The organism is Streptomyces sp. cg40 (assembly GCF_050320165.1).
Taxonomy (GTDB): Bacteria; Actinomycetota; Actinomycetes; order Streptomycetales; family Streptomycetaceae; genus Streptomyces; species Streptomyces hokutonensis.
On record NZ_CP190128.1, the window covers coordinates 7,567,540 to 7,584,182 of the forward strand.

Consider the following 16,643-nt stretch of genomic DNA (forward strand, 5'->3'; position numbering starts at 1 on the left):
CGTACCGATGGCGTTCAGGTCTTGGTGCGGAACTTGTAGATCGCGATCGGGGCCGTCACCGCGGTGAGCCCCACCGACCAGGCCAGCGTCAGCAGCACACCGTGGGCGACCGGGCCGCCCACCATCAGCCCGCGGGCCGCGTCCGCCAGGGAGGACAGCGGGTTGTAGTCGGTGAAGTTCTGCAGCCAGCCCGGCATCGACCCGGTCGGTGCGAAGATCGACGAGCCGAACTGGAGCGGCATCAGCACCAGGAAGCCCATGGCCTGCACGGACTGCGCGCTCTTCATGGTCACGCCGAGGGTGATGAACATCCACATCAGGGCGGAGCCGAACACCGCGGACAGTCCGATCGCGGCGAGCATGCCGCCCCAGCGGTGGATGTCGAAGCCGACGAGGACACCGACGACCATCAGCACGGCGCACGCGACCAGCATGCGCATCAGCTCGACCACGATCTTGGCGATCAGCACCGAGCCGCGCCCGATGGGCAGCGACCGGAACCGGTCCATGACCCCGGTGTGGAAGTCGGTGTTGAAGCCGGTGCCCACCCCCTGGGCCATGTTCATGCCCATCATGGCGAGCAGACCGGGCACGACGTACTGCACGTACGCGTGCTGCCCGCCGCCCAGCGACTGCCCGATCGAGCCGCCGAAGACGTACACGAACAGCAGCGTGAAGATGACCGGGAACAGGATGGCGTCGAACATCGACTCCGGGTCCTGCCGGATCCACAGCAGGTTGCGCCGGATCAGGGCGCCGGTGTGGCGCAGATGGTTGCGCAGCGGGATACGGGGGTCCGACGCGAGCGCGCCGGGCTTCACGGCGACGGCGCTCATACGGCGACCTCCTCGCGGTCGGGGGTGGGCACGGAGTCCTGCGGGGCACTGGCGCGGTGGCCGGTGAGGGAGAGGAACACCTCGTCCAGGCTGGGCAGTTCGGTGGTGATGGAGGCGATGGTGAGGCCGCGGGCGCTCACCGCGCCGACCACGGCGGTCAGTTGCTCGTCGCTGAGGATCGGCACCAGGACCGTGCCGCTCTCCACGTCGACGGTGACGGTGGCCAGGCCGGTGATCCCCAGCTCGTCCAACGCGTGGGCCAGCGGCCGCAGTTGCAGTGGATCGGTCGGCCGGACGCGCAGCGCCCGTCCGCCGACCTTCGCCTTCAGCTCGTCGATCCCGCCGTTCGCGATGACCTTGCCGTGGTCCACCACGGTCAGCTCGGAGGCGAGCGCCTCGGCCTCCTCCATGTACTGCGTGGTGAGCAGCACGGTCACGCCGTCGCCGACCATGGACCGCACCTCGTCCCACACCTCCATGCGGGTGCGCGGGTCCAGACCGGTGGTCGGCTCGTCGAGGAACAGCACCTGCGGGTGCCCGATCATCGAGGCGGCCAGGTCGAGCCGTCGCCGCATACCGCCGGAGTAGGTGCTCGCGGGCCGCTTGGCGGCGTCTGTGAGGGAGAACCGCTCCAACAACTCGTCGGCGCGGGCGCGGGCGTCCTTGCGGGACAGGTCCAGCAGCCGCCCGATCATGTAGAGGTTCTCCCACCCGGGGAGCTTCTCGTCCACGGAGGCGTACTGGCCGGTGAGGCCTATCACCCGGCGCAGCTGGCGGGGCTGGCGCAGTACGTCGTAGCCGGCGACGGATGCCTCGCCGGCGGTCGGGGCAAGCAGCGTGGACAGGATGCGTACGAGGGTGGTCTTGCCGGCACCGTTCGGCCCGAGCACACCCATCACGGTGCCCTCCCGGACGTCCAGGTCGACGCCGTCCAGCGCCTTGGTCTCGCCGTAGTGCTTGACCAGCCCCCGCACGGTCACCGCCGTGCCGCTGGGTGTGTTGTCGATTCGCGTCATGCCGATGACAGTGCCAGGGGCCGCCGACAGACCGCCTACATCCCACCGACAGCGACCTACAGGTGACCGACAAGGACCTTTGCCCGCCCACCGCCCGTTTACTGTCGCTTAAACGGTGACCGTCAAAAGCATCCGAGTCGGGTGGGTGGGCGGGCAAGGGGGGTCTGGGGGCGGAGCCTCCAGGAACGGGGCAGCCCCGCCGACGGGGGAAGATCGGCGGGGCTGCGTAGTACCGCAGTGGCTCTGACTGCTCAGTGGACCGAGTGCTCCTCCAGCGGGAACGTCCCGCCCACCACATCCTCCGCGAACGCCTTCGCCGCGTTGCCCATGACCTCGCGCAGATTGGCGTACTGCTTCACGAACTTGGGCATCCGCCCGCCCGTGAGCCCCAACATGTCGGTCCACACCAGGACTTGGGCATCGGTCTCGGCCCCGGCCCCGATCCCCACGGTGGGAATGTGCAGCACCCGGGTAACCTCGGCCGCCAGCTCCGCCGGCACCAGCTCGAGTACGACCGCGAACGCCCCCGCGTCCTGCACGGACTTCGCGTCCCGCAGCAGCTGCTGCGCGGCCTCCTCGCCCCGCCCCTGCACGCGGTACCCCATCGCGTTCACGGACTGCGGGGTGAGCCCGATGTGCGCCATGACCGGGATGCCGGACTCGACGAGGAGCCGGATCTGTTCGTGCGACCGCTCGCCGCCCTCCAGCTTCACGGCGCCGACCCCGGCCTCCTTCACCAGCCGGGTCGCCGAGCGCAGCGCCTGCACCGGCCCCTCCTGGTAGGACCCGAAGGGCAGGTCGCCGACGATGAGCGCGCGCTGCGTGCCGCGCACGACCGCGGCGGACAGCATGGTCATCTCGTCCAGCGTGACGGGCACGGTCGACTCGTACCCGAGGTGGCAGTTGCCCGCCGAGTCGCCGACGAGCATGACCGGGATCCCGGCCTCGTCGAAGACGGACGCGGTCATCGCGTCGTAGGCGGTGAGCATGGGCCACTTCTCGCCGCGTTCCTTGGCGAGGGCTATGTCGCGAACGGTGATACGGCGTGTGCCCTTGCCTCCGTACAGCGCCTTGCTGCCGTCGGAGGAGCTGGTCTTCCCAGTCTGGGCAGCCGAAAGCTGCGTCATTGCAACGGCTCCTTCAGTCATCTCGAGGCACCCTCACGGCGTCCCCGGATCCCCTCCATGGTGGCACCTCGTGCCACGGAGAGCCAGAGGGACCCCCGTCACCCGCGTCACGTCAGGCGACATACGTAAGGTCTGAGTAAAAGATTTACGATACGGCACGGTCTCGTATCGGAATTCGCCCGGAGCTCCCTAGGCTGGACCGCATGACCACTCCACCCGTCCCGGGCACCCGGATACCCGAAGCGGTGCACCGTCGCCGTTGGGCCATCCTCGGCGTGCTGATGCTGAGCCTGCTGATCGTGGTGCTCGACAACTCGATCCTCAACGTCGCCATCAAGACCATCTCCACCCCGGCCCCGACCGGCCTGGGCGCGACACAGAGCGAGCTGGAGTGGGCGATCAACGCCTACACCCTCGTCTTCGCCGGCCTGCTGTTCACCGCGGGCCTCCTCGGCGACCGGCTGGGCCGCAAGAAGACCCTGCTCGGCGGCCTCCTCGTGTTCGGCATCGGCTCCGCGCTGGCCGCCGAGTCCGGCTCGCCCGACCAGCTCATCGCCTTCCGCGCCCTGATGGCCCTCGGCGCCGCGTTCGTGATGCCCGCCACCCTCGCCGTGCTCATGAACGTCTTCGAGCGCGAGGAGCAGCCCAAGGCCATCGGCATCTGGGCCGGCGGCGTCGGCCTCGCCATCGCGATCGGCCCGATCACCGGCGGTGTGCTCCTCGACCACTTCTGGTGGGGCTCGGTCTTCCTGATCAACGTGCCCATCGTGATCGTCGCGCTCGCCCTGATGATCTGGCTGGTCCCCGACTCCCGCGACCCGAGGCCCGGCCGCCTCGACCCGGTCGGCGTGATCCTGTCCGTCGTAGGCCTCGTCCTGCTGGTCTACGGCATCATCGAGGGCGGCGAACTGGCCGACTTCACGGCGCCCAAGGTGCTGTCGACGATCATCGCCGGTGTCGTGGTCCTCGCCGGGTTCGTCTGGTTCGAGAAGCGCAGCGACCACCCCTCCATCGACGTCACGTACTTCAAGAACAAGGTGTTCTCGGCCGCGATCGCCGCCATCGCGCTGGTCTTCTTCGCGCTGATGGGCGTGACCTTCTTCTCGGTCTTCTACACCCAGAGCGTGCGCGGCTACTCGCCGCTCCAGACCGGTCTGCTGATGCTGCCGCTGGCCGCCGCGCAGATGATCTTCGCGCCGCGCGCCCGGCTGGTCGTCGACCGCTTCGGCAACCGGATCACCACCGGCGTCGGCCTGCTGCTGCTCGCCGGGATGCTCGCCGCCTTCGCGGCCCTCAAGGCGGACACGCCGATCTGGATCCTGGAGGTCGTCTTCTTCCTCATGGGCACCGGCATGGCCCACGTCATGACTCCGACCAGCGTGGTCATCATGCAGGCACTGCCGCGCGAGAAGGCGGGCTCCGCGTCCGCGCTGAGCAACACCTTCCGCCAGGTCGGCGGCGCCCTCGGCATCGCCGTACTCGGCTCGGTGCTCTCCACCGCCTACCGCAACGGCATCGAGGGCAAGCTCGGCTCGGTGCCGGCCGCCCTGCGTGACACGGCCGGCGAGTCCATCGAGGCCACCCTCGGCGTCGCCGCGAAGCTCGGCCCGCAGGGCAAAGCCCTGGTCGCCCCCGCCAACGACGCCTTCCTGCACGCCATGCACGTCACCGCACTGTGCGGCGCGGGCGTCGCGGTCGTCGGCGCGGTGGTCGCGTTCCTCTTCCTGCCCGGGAAGCCGACGGCCCGTCAGGAGGGCAAGGAGGAGCAGGAGTTGGTCGTCGTAGGCGAATAGCGACGACAATCACCACGGACGCGGACGGGGAGACAGCGAAGGGACGGAGTGAAGTGAGCCTTGCCGGCAACGGGACTCGGCAGGGTGCCCCCACCAGGGGGCGCCCGCGCAGCGAGGCCGTCGAACGCGCCATCACGGAGGGTGTGATGAAGCTCCTGGAGGACGGCGTGCCACTGGCCGAACTCTCCATCGAGCGCATCGCCCGCACCGCCGGTGTCGGCAAGGCCACCATCTACCGCCGCTGGCCGGGCAAGGAGGAACTCTTCGTCGACGTCGTCCGCGAGGCCGAGCCGCAGGACCCGGAACTGCCCGGCACCTCCCTGCGCGACGACCTCGTCGCCATGATGGAACAGCTGCGCCAGCGCGGCCTGATGACCCGTTCCTCGGCCCTCCTGCACAACGTGTACGCGCAGATGAAGAGCGCCCCGAAGGTGTGGGCCGCCTACCACACGACCGTCGTGGAACCCCGCCGCCGCAAGCAGGTCGAGCTGCTGCGCCGGGGCCAGGAGAACGGCGAACTCCGTACCGACCTCGACGCCGAGCTGATGAACGACATGCTGGTCGGCCCGATGCTCCTGCGCACCGTCATGCGCGCCGACGCCGACCTCCCCGAGGGCCTGTCCGAACTCCTCGTGGACACCGTGCTGGTGGCCCTGCGCCCCGTCGGCCCATAGGCCCCCCGGTATGTGCGCGTCTCGTCACAAGCACGCCCTACGGGCCGGTATCCGGAACTCACGGCGGCGACTTGTTCGTCCTCGTCCCCGTACGGCCGTCATGGGACGGCGGATCGGAACCGATCATCCCCTAGGGTCGTAGGCGCGGGGACGATGGTGTGCACGGCAGGTAGTGAGGCGACGGTATGGCACAGCAGGCGTATGTGGCGGAGACGGACGGCGGCGGCTCGGGGGACGAGCCGCGCGGAAACCGACTTCGGCGCCTGCGGAACAGACTGTTCGACGGCTGGCGGGGCGACCGGAGGATCTGGCGCCGGGGTCTGATCCTCGCCGCGCTGGCGATCGTCCTCGCCCTCGTCATGCTGCTGCACTCGCGCATCCCGAACCGGATCGGCAACCTCGGCAGCCTCACGGAGACCTTCCTGCCCTGGTTCGGGATCGCGATCCCGCTGCTGCTGGTCCTCGGCCTGGTCCGCAAGTCGGCGACGGCACTGATCGCCGTCGTCCTCCCGGCGGTCGTCTGGCTGAACCTCTTCGGCGGGCTGCTGCTCAGCGACAAGACCGGCACCGGCGGCGACCTGACCGTGGCCACGCACAACGTCAACGCCGACAACCCCGACCCGGCCGGCACGGCCCGTGACGTGGCCGCGTCCGGCGCCGACATCGTCGCCCTGGAGGAACTGACGGCCTCGGCGGTGCCGACGTACGAGAAGGCCCTCTCCTCGACGTACAAGTACCACGCGGTCGAGGGCACGGTCGGTCTGTGGAGCAAGGACCCGATGACCGACGTCCGGGCCGTGGACATAAAGCTGGGCTGGACCCGCGCGATGCGCGCCACCGTCACCACCCCCGAGGGGCGGATCGCGGTCTACGTCGCCCATCTCCCGTCGGTGCGGGTGAAGTTGAAGGCCGGGTTCACGGCCCGGCAGCGCGACACGAGCGCCGACGCGCTCGGTGAGGCCATCGCCGCCGAGCCGCTGAAGCGGAAGATCCTGCTCGGCGACCTCAACGGCACGATGAACGACCGTTCGCTGAACGCGGTCACCGCCCAGATGCGCTCCACGCAGGGAGCGGCGGGCAGCGGCTTCGGGTTCAGCTGGCCGGCCTCGTTCCCGATGGCGCGGATCGACCAGATCATGGTCCAGGGCGTGGAGCCGGTCAGCTCGTGGACGCTGCCCAGGACCGGCAGCGACCACCTCCCGATCGCGGCCCGTGTGAACCTGGACACGAGCTCTTAACCTCGTGGAATAGAGCGCCTGGGAGTCTTTGTTCCGTAACTGAACTTAAGCTGTTCGGTACGGAACTCCGCTCTCCCCTGAAAGGCACATGCACCTCCATGCCCCTGGCCCTGCTCGCCCTGGCCGTCGGCGCTTTTGGTATCGGCACCACCGAATTCGTGATCATGGGCCTGCTGCCCGAGGTCGCGGACGACCTCCACGTCTCGATCCCCACGGCGGGACACCTGGTCTCGGCGTACGCGCTGGGCGTCGTCATCGGCGCCCCGCTCCTCGCGGCGGTCACCGCCCGCATGTCCCGCCGCACGGTCCTGATCGCCCTGATGGTCCTGTTCGTGGCGGGCAATGCCCTGTCGGCCTTCGCGGCGAACTACGACTACCTCCTCGCCGCCCGCTTCCTGAGCGGCCTGCCGCACGGTGCCTTCTTCGGCGTAGGAGCGGTGGTCGCGACGACGATGGTCGCGCCCGAACGCAAGGCGCGCTCCGTCTCGCTGATGTTCCTGGGCCTCACGGTCGCCAACATCGTGGGCGTCCCCGCGGCCACGCTCATGGGCCAACACCTGGGCTGGCGGGCCACGTTCCTCGCGGTGAGCGCGATCGGCCTGGCGGCGATAGCGTCGCTGGCCCTGCTGATCCCGCACGACCACGCACACGCGCCGGCGGTGGGCCTGCGCCGCGAGATGGCGGCCCTGAAGTCCCTCCCGGTCTGGCTGGCCCTCGGCACCACGGTGGCGGGCTTCGGAGCCCTGTTCTCCGCCTACAGCTACATCACGCCGATGCTGACGGACGCGGCGGGCTTCGCCGACGGCAGCGTGACGCTGCTGCTGGCGTTGTTCGGCGTGGGCGCGACGGCGGGCAACCTGCTGGGCGGCCGTCTTGCGGACCACTCCCTGCGGGGCACGCTGTTCGGGGGACTGGTGTCCCTGGGCGCGGTCCTGGCCCTGTTCCCGCTCCTGATGACCACGGAGTGGAGCGCGGCACTCGCGGTCGTCCTGCTGGGCGTAGCGGCGTTCGTGACGGGCTCCCCGCTCCAGCTGATGGTGATGGAAAAGGCCGCGGCGGGCCCGTCGTTGGCCTCCTCGGCCAACCAGGCTGCCTTCAACCTGGCCAACGCGGGCGGCGCCTGGATCGGCGGCCTGGCGCTGGCGGCGGGCTTCGGCGCTACGTCGCCTGCCGTGGCCGGCGCGCTGTTGGCCGTACTGGGGTTGGGAGTCGCGGCCACGGCGTGGAGCGTGGACCGGCGTCGAGCGGTACCGGTACCGGTACCGGGCCGCGAACGCGTGGTCGCGACCCACGTCCCGGACCAGGCGGGCGTGCTGCAGCCGTGAGCGCCTGACGAACCCCCTTGCGTACGGCGTCAGTTGAGGATGACGCCGTACGAAGGCACCTTGTGGCCGCACTGGCTGGCCTTGCGGAAGTCGATCGACGACGGGTACCGCTTGATGTGCTTGAGCACGACCTCGCCCGTGTGCTTGCCGAAGACCCCGTCGACCGCCAACTGGGTAGTGGCCCAGTGGTAGTTGGAGTACTTCTGGAGCTTCTCGACCCCCAACTCGGTCTGGCGGCCGAACTTGCCGTCCACCAAGAGGTGCAGGTTGAGGTAGTTGTTCACGAAGAACTGCACACAGCGGACCGACGCGGGGTTGTTGGCGTGGCCGTAGCCGATGTCCGGGATTCCGGGGTCCGCGTGGGCCGTTGTCGTGCCGAGCCCCACGGTGACGGCTGCGGTCAGGGTCACCGTGGCACGGCGGAACAGGCGGGTGTGTCTCATCGGGCCTCGTTACGAGTGGGAGTGGACATCGCGGAACACCCTCACCCAGCTCGCCACCATGAACCAACCCCACATCGGTAAGCCGAGGACAAAACCTGCCGACCGCGCCCGGAACAGGCTTCAGTCGAACCGCTCCAGATCCCGCAGCCAAGCCGCGGCCGACCCGTCAGAAGGCGCCCGCCAGTCCCCCCGGGGCGACAGCGAACCCCCCGCCGACACCTTCGGGCCGTTCGGCATCGCCGAGCGCTTGAACTGGGCGAACCCGAAGAAGCGCCGGCAGAACACCTCCAACCACCGCCGGATCTCCGGCAGTTCGTACGCCACCCGCTTCTCCTCCGGGAAGCCGGGCGGCCACGCCCCCGCCTCCGCGTCGTGCCACGCGTGCCACGCCAGGAAGGCGATCTTCGACGGGCGGAAGCCGTAGCGCAGGACGTGGAAGAGCGTGAAGTCGTGCAGGGCGTACGGGCCGATCTTCGACTCCGTCGACTGCATCTCCTCGCCGGGCACCAGCTCGGGGCTGATCTCCGTGTCGAGGATCGCGGTGAGGATCTTGCCGGTCTCCTCGTCGAACTGGCCGCTGCTCACCACCCAGCGGATCAGGTGCTGGATGAGGGTCTTCGGGACACCGGAGTTGACGTTGTAGTGGCTCATCTGGTCGCCGACGCCGTACGTCGACCAGCCCAGCGCCAGCTCGGAGAGGTCGCCCGTGCCCAGCACGATGCCGTTGCGCTGGTTGGCGAGCCGGAACAGGTAGTCCGTGCGCAGGCCCGCCTGGACGTTCTCGAAGGTGATGTCGTACACCGGCTCGCCGGCGGCGAAGGGGTGGCCCATCTCCTTCAGCATCAGGCGCGCGGTCGGGGTGATGTCCAGCTCGGCGGCCGTGACGCCGATCGCCCGCATCAGCGCGTGCGCGTTGTCCTTCGTGTGGTCGCTCGTCGCGAAACCGGGCAGCGTCCAGGCCAGGATGTCGCTGCGCGGACGGCCCGCGCGGTCCATCGCGCGGGCGGCGACGATCAGCGCGTGCGTGGAGTCGAGGCCCCCGGAGACCCCGATGACCACCTTCGGGCCGCCGATCGCCGCGAGCCGCTGCTGAAGGCCCTCGACCTGGATGTTGTACGCCTCGTAGCAGTCCTGCGCGAGCCGGTCCGCGTCGGCCGGCACGAACGGGAAGCGTTCGAGGCGGCGGCGCAGGCCCAAGTCCGTGAGCGGCGGGGCGAGTTCGAAGCCCACGGTGCGGAAGTCCGACGTCCGCGCCCGGTGCGTGCGGCGGTTGTCGTCGAACGTCCCCATCCGCTGCCGCTCCTGCCGCAGCAGGTCGAGGTCGATGTCGGCCACCGCGTACTCGTCGCCGAGCGGGAAGCGGTCGGTCTCGGCCAGCAGTGCGCCGTTCTCGTAGATCATGGCCTGGCCGTCCCACGACAGGTCCGTCGTCGACTCGCCGAGGCCGGCCGCGGCGTAGACGTACGCGGCGAGGCAGCGCGCGGACGCCGAGCGGCACAGGAGTTTGCGGTCCTCGGCGCGGCCGACGGTGATCGGGCTGCCGGAGAGGTTGACGAGGACCGTGGCGCCCGCCAGGGCGGCCTCGGCGCTCGGCGGCACCGGCACCCACATGTCCTCGCAGATCTCCGCGTGGAGCACGAGCGACGGGACGTCCTGGGCCGCGAACAACAGGTCCACGCCGAACGGGACTTCCGCGCCGCCGACCCGGATCGACCCGCCGCGCTCGTCGGCGCCGTCGGCGATCTGCCGGCGTTCGTAGAACTCGCGGTAGTTCGGCGGGTACGACTTCGGTACGACGCCCAGGATCCGGCCGCGGTGCACGAGCACCGCGCAGTTGTAGATCCGGTTGCGGTGCCGCAGCGGGGCGCCGACTACCAGCACCGGGAGCAGGTCCGCGGACCCCGTCACCACGTCCCGCAGCGCCTCCTCGACCTGGTCGAGCAGCACGTCCTGGAGCAGCAGGTCCTCGATGGAGTAGCCGCACAGGCCCAGCTCCGCGAAGACGGCGACGGCCACGCCCTCCTCGTCGCACCGGCGGGCATGGCGCAGGACCGCCTCGGCGTTGGCGTGCGGGTCCGCGATCACGGTGTGGCCCGTGCAGGCGGCGACGCGGGCGAAGCCGTGCTGATAGATCGACCAGAAGTTCAGTGGAGGCACGGGTCCACTGTAATCGTCAGTGAGACGCGATGGGGTGGCGCAGGGTGTCGAATACCCCACGCCACCCCATCAACAGGTGACTCGCCTACCGCCTACCGGGTCAGTGGTGACCCTTGGGGGAGGCGAACGACTCGACATAGCCGTTCGCGGGCGTGCCCACGCCGGTCACGTCGTCGTAGCCCTTGACCGCGGACAGCGAGCTGTCCTTGCCGAGGCTGCGGACCGAGGTCAGCAGGCCGTTGGTGGCGTCGTAGCCGTTGGCGAAGTCCACGCGCGCCACCGCCAGGCCGGAGCCCGTCGGGTTGTCGGTCACGTCGTGGAAGACCTTCGAGCCGTACTTGGCGTAGATCGACGGGTTGGCGAAACCGATCGCCTTGCCGCCGCGCGCCTCCTGGGCCAGGGCCTGGACCGCCGCGATCACCGGGGAGGCGAGCGAGGTGCCGCCGATCCGGTACTCGCTGTACGACTCCGAACCGTCCGACTGGGTCTGCGTCTGGCCGACCTTGAAGCCGGTGTTCGGGTCGGCGATCGCCGAGATGTCCGGGACGACGCGGTTGCCGGTGGCGCTGTTGGCCTTGGCGAGCGCGTCCGGGACGACACCCTTCTGGTAGAAGGGCTCGTTCACGGTCTTGCTGGTGCCGCCGCCCGCGCCCGAGGTGAAGGCGCCGGGGAAGCTGGTCCAGCTCTTGCCGTCGGCCGACAGCGCGGCCTTCTCGGTGCCCCAGCCGGTCTCCCACAGGTACTTGTCGCCCTTGCCCACGGCGAGGGAAGTACCGCCGACCGCCGTCACCCACGCCGAGTTGGCCGGGGTGTCGACCTGCTTCGTACCGGTGTTGGCGACCTCGTCGCCGTTGTCACCGGAGGAGAAGTAGAAGCCGATGCCCTCGACCGCGCCCAGCTGGAACACCTGGTCGTAGGCGGCCGCGAGGTCCGGGGTCTGGTTGGCCTCGATGTCGCCCCACGAGTTGGAGACGATGTCGGCCAGGTGGTTGTCGACGATCTTGCTCAGCGAGTCGAGCAGATCGTTGTCCATGCAGGAGGCGGCGCCCACGTACGTGACGTTCGCGTCCGGAGCCACCGCGTGCACGGCCTCGACGTCGAGGGTCTCCTCGCCGTACCAGCCCGAGGCGTCGCACTCGTCGGCGCCGGTGTTGGTGTAGTCGCTGGGCAGAACCTGCTTCAGCTGACTGGTCTTCCACTTGGCGTCGCCGTGGTTCTTCGCGTAGGTGGCCGCGTCGAACGCGATGGTCGGCGAGGCGTAGGCGTCGGTGATGGCGACGCGCACGCCCTTGCCCGTGTACTTGCCGGCGCCGTAGGCGGCCCGCAGCTGCTTGCCCGTGTAGCCCTCGATCGCGTACGGGATCTTCTGTCCGTACGCCGAGGGCAGGGTGCTCGCGATGTTGGAGCCGTAGTACGAGGAGAACGGCCCCGAGTTCTTGAACACCGCGGCCGGACCCGGCAGCGTGTCGTCGTGGTTCGCCTTGTGCGGGGCGTTGTCGAGACCGGTGACGGTCAGGACGGCACCGTTCAGGCTGTCCGGCGCGGAGGCCGTCTTCGACGGGGCGCGGTAGGTCTTCGAGCCCTTCGCGTAGTTGTGCAGCGAGGTGCTGAACGCCTTCTCGACCGCCGCCACGTCACCGGAGACGGTGACGTAGTGCTGCGTCGTACCGGTGATCTTCAGCCCGGCGGACTTCAGCCAGGACTTGACGGCGCTCACCTGGGCCGTCGTGGCGCCGAAGCGCTGCTGCACCTGAGCGGCGCTCAGGTACTTGCCGTACAGGGCCGAGCTCGGGTCCGACACGGCCTTGGCGTACGCCGCGAGACCGGAGGCGTTCCGGCCGGCGAGGTAGACCCGGGCGGAGACCTTGGAGCTGTCCGGAGTGGCTCCCTTGTCCGCCTTGGCCGTCGCCCACGCGGGCTTGGTGCCCGCGAGGGCGTCCCGGCCCGGGGTGTCCGCGGCGTGCGCCGCGGGTATACCGAGCGCCAGAGCGCCGGCGATCATGGGCAGTGTCGCTGCCATGCTCACGCCGGCGCGCATGGTGGCGCGATTGGATCTCATAAAACCCCCTGCTATGCGGTTCGACGCATGGAGTGGTCGGTCATGCGGGATCCGCACGGAACCTGCGGCGGGAGGGTCCGTGGATGGATCACACGTGGGGGCCACTCTTTCGATGAACCGTTCATGCCAGGGGAACGCGAAAGTCAAGAGAAACCCAAGGAACCGTCACCCAGGGTGAATTGGGTGCTTTTTTCCTTACGGGCGTGTAACGAACGACCGGGGACGCTTTACGAACGCGCTTTTGCGCCACGCTCCTTGAGCATGTCGGCCATCAGCTGGATCTCCGACTGCTGCGCGTCGACCATCCCCTGCGCCAGCCGTTTCTCCACCCCCACCGTGCACTTCTCCACACACCCCTCGGCCATGTGGATCCCGCCCTTGTGATGGTCCGTCATGAGCTGGAGGAAGAACACCTCGGCGGGCTTGCCGCTCAGTGAATTCAACTTCTTCAGCTCGGTGTTGGTCGCCATGCCCGGCATCAGCGCGCCGTCCTTCCCGGACGCCATGTCACCCATGCCCATCCAGGTCATCGGCGGATCGGCGGACACCTTCGGCAGGTTCCACAGGTCCAACCAGCCCAGCAGCATGCCCCGTTGGTTGGCCTGTGTCTGCGCGATGTCGTATGCAAGACGCCGTACTTCCACATTCTTCGTGCGATCCCGCACGATGTAAGACATCTCGACGGCCTGCTGGTGGTGCACCGCCATGTCCCGCGCGAACCCGGCGTCCGCCGAACCGGCCGTAGGAGTAGAGGAGTTGGCGGATCCGCCGCCGTCCTCGGCGACCGCGTACGTGATCGCGCCGGCCGCGACCAGCGCCACCGCCGCGGCCCCCGCGATCAGTCCCACCTGCCTCACTGCGACAGCCCGCCCGTGCAGGCCGCACCCGGCTCCGGCGTCTGGCTGCCCTGCACGAACTTCTCGAAGAACGTGTTCACCGCCGGGTCGCTCGCGCTCTTCACGGTCCGCTGGTGCCCCCACGCCGACAGCATGATCGGGTCCTTCTGGCTGTCGTACGGGCTCATCAGCGAGTACGGCGTCGACTTCACCTTCGTCGCGAGCGCCTTGACGTCGGCCGCCGAGGCCTTCTTGTTGTACGTCACCCAGACCGCGCCGTGCTCCAGCGCGTGCACCGCGTTCTCGTCCTTGACGGCCTTGGTGTAGACGTCGCCGTTGCAGTTCAGCCAGACCGGGTTGTGGTTGCCGCCGACCGGCGGGTGCATCGGGTAGTTCACCGTGCCGGTGACGTGGGTGCGGCCCAGCGTGCCCTTCCACGTGTTGACGCCGTCCGAGCCGGCGACGAAGTGCCCCGAACCGTCGCCGCTCTTCGAGTCGCTCGCGGAACTGTCCTTCTTGCCGGACTGCGCGTGCACGACGGCGACCCCGCCGATGACGAGTCCGGCGGCGACCACCGTGCTCGCCGCGATCTTCACGATCCGGCTGCGCCGCTCGCGGGCCTGCTCGACGCGCCGCATCTCCTCGATGCGGGCCTTGCGCGCCGCGTTGCCGGTGTTCTTCGCGGAACCCATGAGATGTGTGTCCTTTTGGGGGAAGGGACGGGAAGGTCGGGACCCACCGATCGTAGTGGGGGAGTAAAGGGTTCTCGTAGGGCGCCCACAGCAAAGACGGCGGAAGAGTGCGATCCCCCCATGCCAGGCATTACGAATGTCAGTCCGAGCAGGCAAGATGGTCAGCAGATGGGCATCACGCGGGCACCGGCGCGGGACACCTGCCGTTCGCGAGCCGTTCAGCCCGAGGACGGCCGGTCGATCAAGGTCGGCAACGCGCACGAAATGGTGTTGTGGTGGGATGCTCAGGTGCCCGACCGCCTCCTGCGGTACGAGGACAGGCGGCCTGACCAGCAAGGATGGGGAAGCGGAAGATGGACAAGCAGCAGGAGTTCGTGCTCCGGACGTTGGAGGAGCGCGACATCCGGTTCGTACGGCTGTGGTTCACGGACGTGCTGGGCTTCCTCAAGTCCGTCGCCGTGGCCCCCGCCGAGCTGGAACAGGCCTTCGACGAAGGCATCGGCTTCGACGGCTCCGCGATCGAGGGCTTCGCCCGCGTGTACGAGTCCGACATGATCGCCAAGCCGGACCCCGCCACCTTCCAGGTCCTGCCGTGGCGGGCCGAGGCCCCCGGCACGGCCCGCATGTTCTGCGACATCCTCATGCCGGACGGCTCCCCGTCCTTCGCGGACCCGCGCTACGTGCTGAAGCGAGCCCTCGCCAAGACCTCCGACCTGGGCTTCACCTTCTACACCCACCCCGAGATCGAGTTCTTCCTCCTGAAGGACCGCCCCCTCGACGGCTCCCGCCCCACCCCCGCCGACAACTCCGGCTACTTCGACCACACCCCGCAGAACGTGGGCATGGACTTCCGCCGCCAGGCGATCACCATGCTGGAGTCGATGGGCATCTCGGTCGAGTTCTCCCACCACGAGGGCGCACCGGGCCAGCAGGAGATCGATCTCCGCTACGCGGACGCCCTGTCCACGGCGGACAACATCATGACCTTCCGCCTGGTCATGAAGCAGGTGGCGCTGGAGCAGGGCGTGCAGGCGACGTTCATGCCGAAGCCGTTCTCGGAACACCCGGGAAGCGGAATGCACACGCACCTCTCCCTCTTCGAGGGCGACCGCAACGCGTTCTACGAGTCGGGCTCGGAGTACCAGCTCTCGAAGGTCGGCCGCTCCTTCATCGCGGGCCTGCTGAAGCACGCGGCGGAGATCTCCGCGGTCACCAACCAGTGGGTCAACTCCTACAAGCGCATCTGGGGCGGCTCCGAGCGCACCGCCGGCGCCGGCGGCGAGGCCCCGTCCTACATCTGCTGGGGCCACAACAACCGATCGGCCCTGGTCCGGGTCCCCATGTACAAGCCCGGCAAGACGGGTTCGGCACGGGTCGAGGTCCGCTCCCTGGACTCCGGCGCGAACCCGTACCTGGCCTACGCCCTCCTCCTCGCCGCCGGCCTCAAGGGCATCGAAGAGGGCTACGAACTCCCCCCGGGCGCCGAGGACGACGTCTGGGCCCTCTCCGACGCGGAACGCCGCGCGATGGGCATCGAGCCCCTGCCCCAGAACCTCGGCGAGGCGCTCACTCTCATGGAGCGAAGCGACCTGGTCGCCGAGGCCCTCGGCGAGCACGTCTTCGACTTCTTCCTGCGCAACAAGCGGCAGGAGTGGGAGGAGTACCGCAGCGAGGTCACGGCGTTCGAGCTGCGGAAGAACTTGCCGGTGCTGTAGAGGCAGGGCGGGTTTCCGCCGATTCACTGGATGGGGCCGACGGGCATGTACCGTCGGCCCTGTCACGTCTCGCGGGTTCTGGGCCGTCCATGGAGGAGCAACGTGACCTTGGCCGTAGGCGTCTTCGACCTGTTCACCTACGGGATACCGGGCGCACTGCACCTGTCGTTGATCATCTACGTACTGGCCCACTGGGACATGGTCGATCTCGAAGAGCTGACCACGGCACCGTCAGCGCTACAGGTGATCGCGGGCGTTGTCGCCAGTTACCTGCTGGGGCATCTCGCCCACCCTCTGAGCGCTCTCCTGGACAAGGTGGCCCCGCGGTGGACTCGCACCGTCGAGAGTGCCCGGCTTGAGTTCATGGCGAGGGTGCCCGAGGCCCGAGACAGAGCTTTCGTGCACGCGGACATATCGCTGCTGCTGGCCGCGGTGGAGCTCCACAACAGGGAAGCGGCGAGCGAGATCACTCGGCTCAGAGGCCTCGCGCTGATGCTGCGGAACTCAGCCCTTGCGCTGGCGTTCGCACTGCTCGTGGCCGGGATCGAACTCGTCGTGGGCACTCATCATGCGCTGGCGGGAGGGTCGGCAGTCGTGCTGCTCGCCAGTTGCGTCGCCGCGGTCCGAGAGGGGCGCCTTGTGCAGCACTTGGACCGCCTGAAGACTCTGGAGATCTGCTTCTGGATCCCGGACATCGACAGCAGACTTGGCTCCGGCCACCGCTGATCATGC

Annotated in this window: 13 protein-coding genes and 1 pseudogene; 6 read left to right on the top strand and 8 right to left on the bottom strand. The window is 69.0% G+C overall.

Annotation, left to right across the window (positions count from 1 at the left end; all coding sequences use genetic code 11):
* Positions 1-14: 14 nt before the first annotated feature.
* The 3 genes from ACQHII_RS34070 to panB all read right to left on the bottom strand — a co-directional run bounded on the left by ACQHII_RS34070 (position 15) and on the right by panB (position 2,979).
* Positions 15-836, bottom strand: coding sequence for an ABC transporter permease (locus ACQHII_RS34070; protein WP_427922878.1), 822 nt, complete (start codon positions 834-836; stop codon positions 15-17).
* The gene (locus tag ACQHII_RS34075; RefSeq protein ID WP_427922879.1) at positions 833-1,852 is read right to left on the bottom strand and encodes an ATP-binding cassette domain-containing protein; all 1,020 of its coding nucleotides are present in this window, start codon (positions 1,850-1,852) and stop codon (positions 833-835) included. Before ACQHII_RS34075 ends, ACQHII_RS34070 begins: the two co-directional genes overlap by 4 nt.
* Positions 1,853-2,103: 251 nt before the next feature.
* Entirely contained in the window at positions 2,104-2,979 is an 876-nt protein-coding gene (gene panB, locus ACQHII_RS34080) for a 3-methyl-2-oxobutanoate hydroxymethyltransferase (RefSeq protein ID WP_019067293.1), read from the bottom strand.
* Between the two features lie 203 nt (positions 2,980-3,182).
* Between panB and ACQHII_RS34085 the strand changes: the two genes are divergently transcribed.
* The 4 genes and pseudogenes from ACQHII_RS34085 to ACQHII_RS34100 all read left to right on the top strand — a co-directional run bounded on the left by ACQHII_RS34085 (position 3,183) and on the right by ACQHII_RS34100 (position 8,009).
* Positions 3,183-4,772, top strand: a complete 1,590-nt coding sequence (locus tag ACQHII_RS34085) for an MFS transporter (RefSeq protein ID WP_427922880.1) — start codon at positions 3,183-3,185, stop codon at positions 4,770-4,772.
* Positions 4,773-4,825: 53 nt separating this feature from the next.
* Positions 4,826-5,446 carry a TetR/AcrR family transcriptional regulator gene (locus tag ACQHII_RS34090; protein WP_427922881.1) on the top strand — a complete coding sequence of 207 codons (621 nt, stop codon included), beginning with the start codon at positions 4,826-4,828 and terminating at the stop codon, positions 5,444-5,446.
* Between the two features lie 286 nt (positions 5,447-5,732).
* A pseudogene (locus ACQHII_RS34095) lies at positions 5,733-6,684 on the top strand (endonuclease/exonuclease/phosphatase family protein).
* A 98-nt stretch (positions 6,685-6,782) separates the two neighbouring features.
* Positions 6,783-8,009: an MFS transporter gene (locus ACQHII_RS34100; protein WP_427922882.1), complete on the top strand. Its 1,227-nt coding sequence runs from the start codon at positions 6,783-6,785 to the stop codon at positions 8,007-8,009.
* A 29-nt stretch (positions 8,010-8,038) separates the two neighbouring features.
* Here ACQHII_RS34100 and ACQHII_RS34105 read toward each other — a convergent pair whose 3' ends face one another.
* The 5 genes from ACQHII_RS34105 to ACQHII_RS34125 form a co-directional block, all read right to left on the bottom strand.
* Positions 8,039-8,452: a peptidoglycan-binding domain-containing protein gene (locus ACQHII_RS34105; RefSeq protein ID WP_427922883.1), complete on the bottom strand. Its 414-nt coding sequence runs from the start codon at positions 8,450-8,452 to the stop codon at positions 8,039-8,041.
* A 120-nt stretch (positions 8,453-8,572) separates the two neighbouring features.
* A complete protein-coding gene (locus ACQHII_RS34110; protein WP_427922884.1) occupies positions 8,573-10,609 on the bottom strand; it encodes an NAD(+) synthase in 2,037 nt (678 codons plus the stop codon).
* A 100-nt stretch (positions 10,610-10,709) separates the two neighbouring features.
* Positions 10,710-12,629 (bottom strand): S53 family peptidase, encoded by a 1,920-nt coding sequence (locus tag ACQHII_RS34115; RefSeq protein WP_427925472.1) that lies wholly within the window; start codon positions 12,627-12,629, stop codon positions 10,710-10,712.
* 266 nt (positions 12,630-12,895) lie between these two features.
* Complete coding sequence (locus ACQHII_RS34120) at positions 12,896-13,525, bottom strand: DUF305 domain-containing protein (RefSeq protein ID WP_427922885.1); 630 nt, start codon at positions 13,523-13,525, stop codon at positions 12,896-12,898.
* Positions 13,522-14,196 carry a DUF3105 domain-containing protein gene (locus tag ACQHII_RS34125; protein ID WP_427922886.1) on the bottom strand — a complete coding sequence of 225 codons (675 nt, stop codon included), beginning with the start codon at positions 14,194-14,196 and terminating at the stop codon, positions 13,522-13,524. Before ACQHII_RS34125 ends, ACQHII_RS34120 begins: the two co-directional genes overlap by 4 nt.
* Before the next feature lie 353 nt (positions 14,197-14,549).
* Between ACQHII_RS34125 and glnA the strand changes: the two genes are divergently transcribed.
* Positions 14,550-15,911: a type I glutamate--ammonia ligase gene (gene glnA / locus ACQHII_RS34130; RefSeq protein WP_427922887.1), complete on the top strand. Its 1,362-nt coding sequence runs from the start codon at positions 14,550-14,552 to the stop codon at positions 15,909-15,911.
* Positions 15,912-16,013: 102 nt separating this feature from the next.
* Positions 16,014-16,637: a hypothetical protein gene (locus tag ACQHII_RS34135; protein WP_427922888.1), complete on the top strand. Its 624-nt coding sequence runs from the start codon at positions 16,014-16,016 to the stop codon at positions 16,635-16,637.
* Positions 16,638-16,643 lie beyond the last annotated feature (6 nt).

Excerpts from the sequence above, each read along its gene's own strand:
- ACQHII_RS34070 (WP_427922878.1), bottom strand. The coding sequence starts at position 836 with ATGAGCGCCGTCGCCGTGAAGCCCGGCGCGCTCGCGTCGGACCCCCGT.
- ACQHII_RS34075 (WP_427922879.1), bottom strand. The coding sequence starts at position 1,852 with ATGACGCGAATCGACAACACACCCAGCGGCACGGCGGTGACCGTGCGG.
- panB (WP_019067293.1), bottom strand. The coding sequence starts at position 2,979 with ATGACGCAGCTTTCGGCTGCCCAGACTGGGAAGACCAGCTCCTCCGAC.
- ACQHII_RS34085 (WP_427922880.1), top strand. The coding sequence starts at position 3,183 with ATGACCACTCCACCCGTCCCGGGCACCCGGATACCCGAAGCGGTGCAC.
- ACQHII_RS34100 (WP_427922882.1), top strand. The coding sequence starts at position 6,783 with ATGCCCCTGGCCCTGCTCGCCCTGGCCGTCGGCGCTTTTGGTATCGGC.
- ACQHII_RS34105 (WP_427922883.1), bottom strand. The coding sequence starts at position 8,452 with ATGAGACACACCCGCCTGTTCCGCCGTGCCACGGTGACCCTGACCGCA.
- ACQHII_RS34115 (WP_427925472.1), bottom strand. The coding sequence starts at position 12,629 with ATGGCAGCGACACTGCCCATGATCGCCGGCGCTCTGGCGCTCGGTATA.
- ACQHII_RS34125 (WP_427922886.1), bottom strand. The coding sequence starts at position 14,196 with ATGGGTTCCGCGAAGAACACCGGCAACGCGGCGCGCAAGGCCCGCATC.
- glnA (WP_427922887.1), top strand. The coding sequence starts at position 14,550 with ATGGACAAGCAGCAGGAGTTCGTGCTCCGGACGTTGGAGGAGCGCGAC.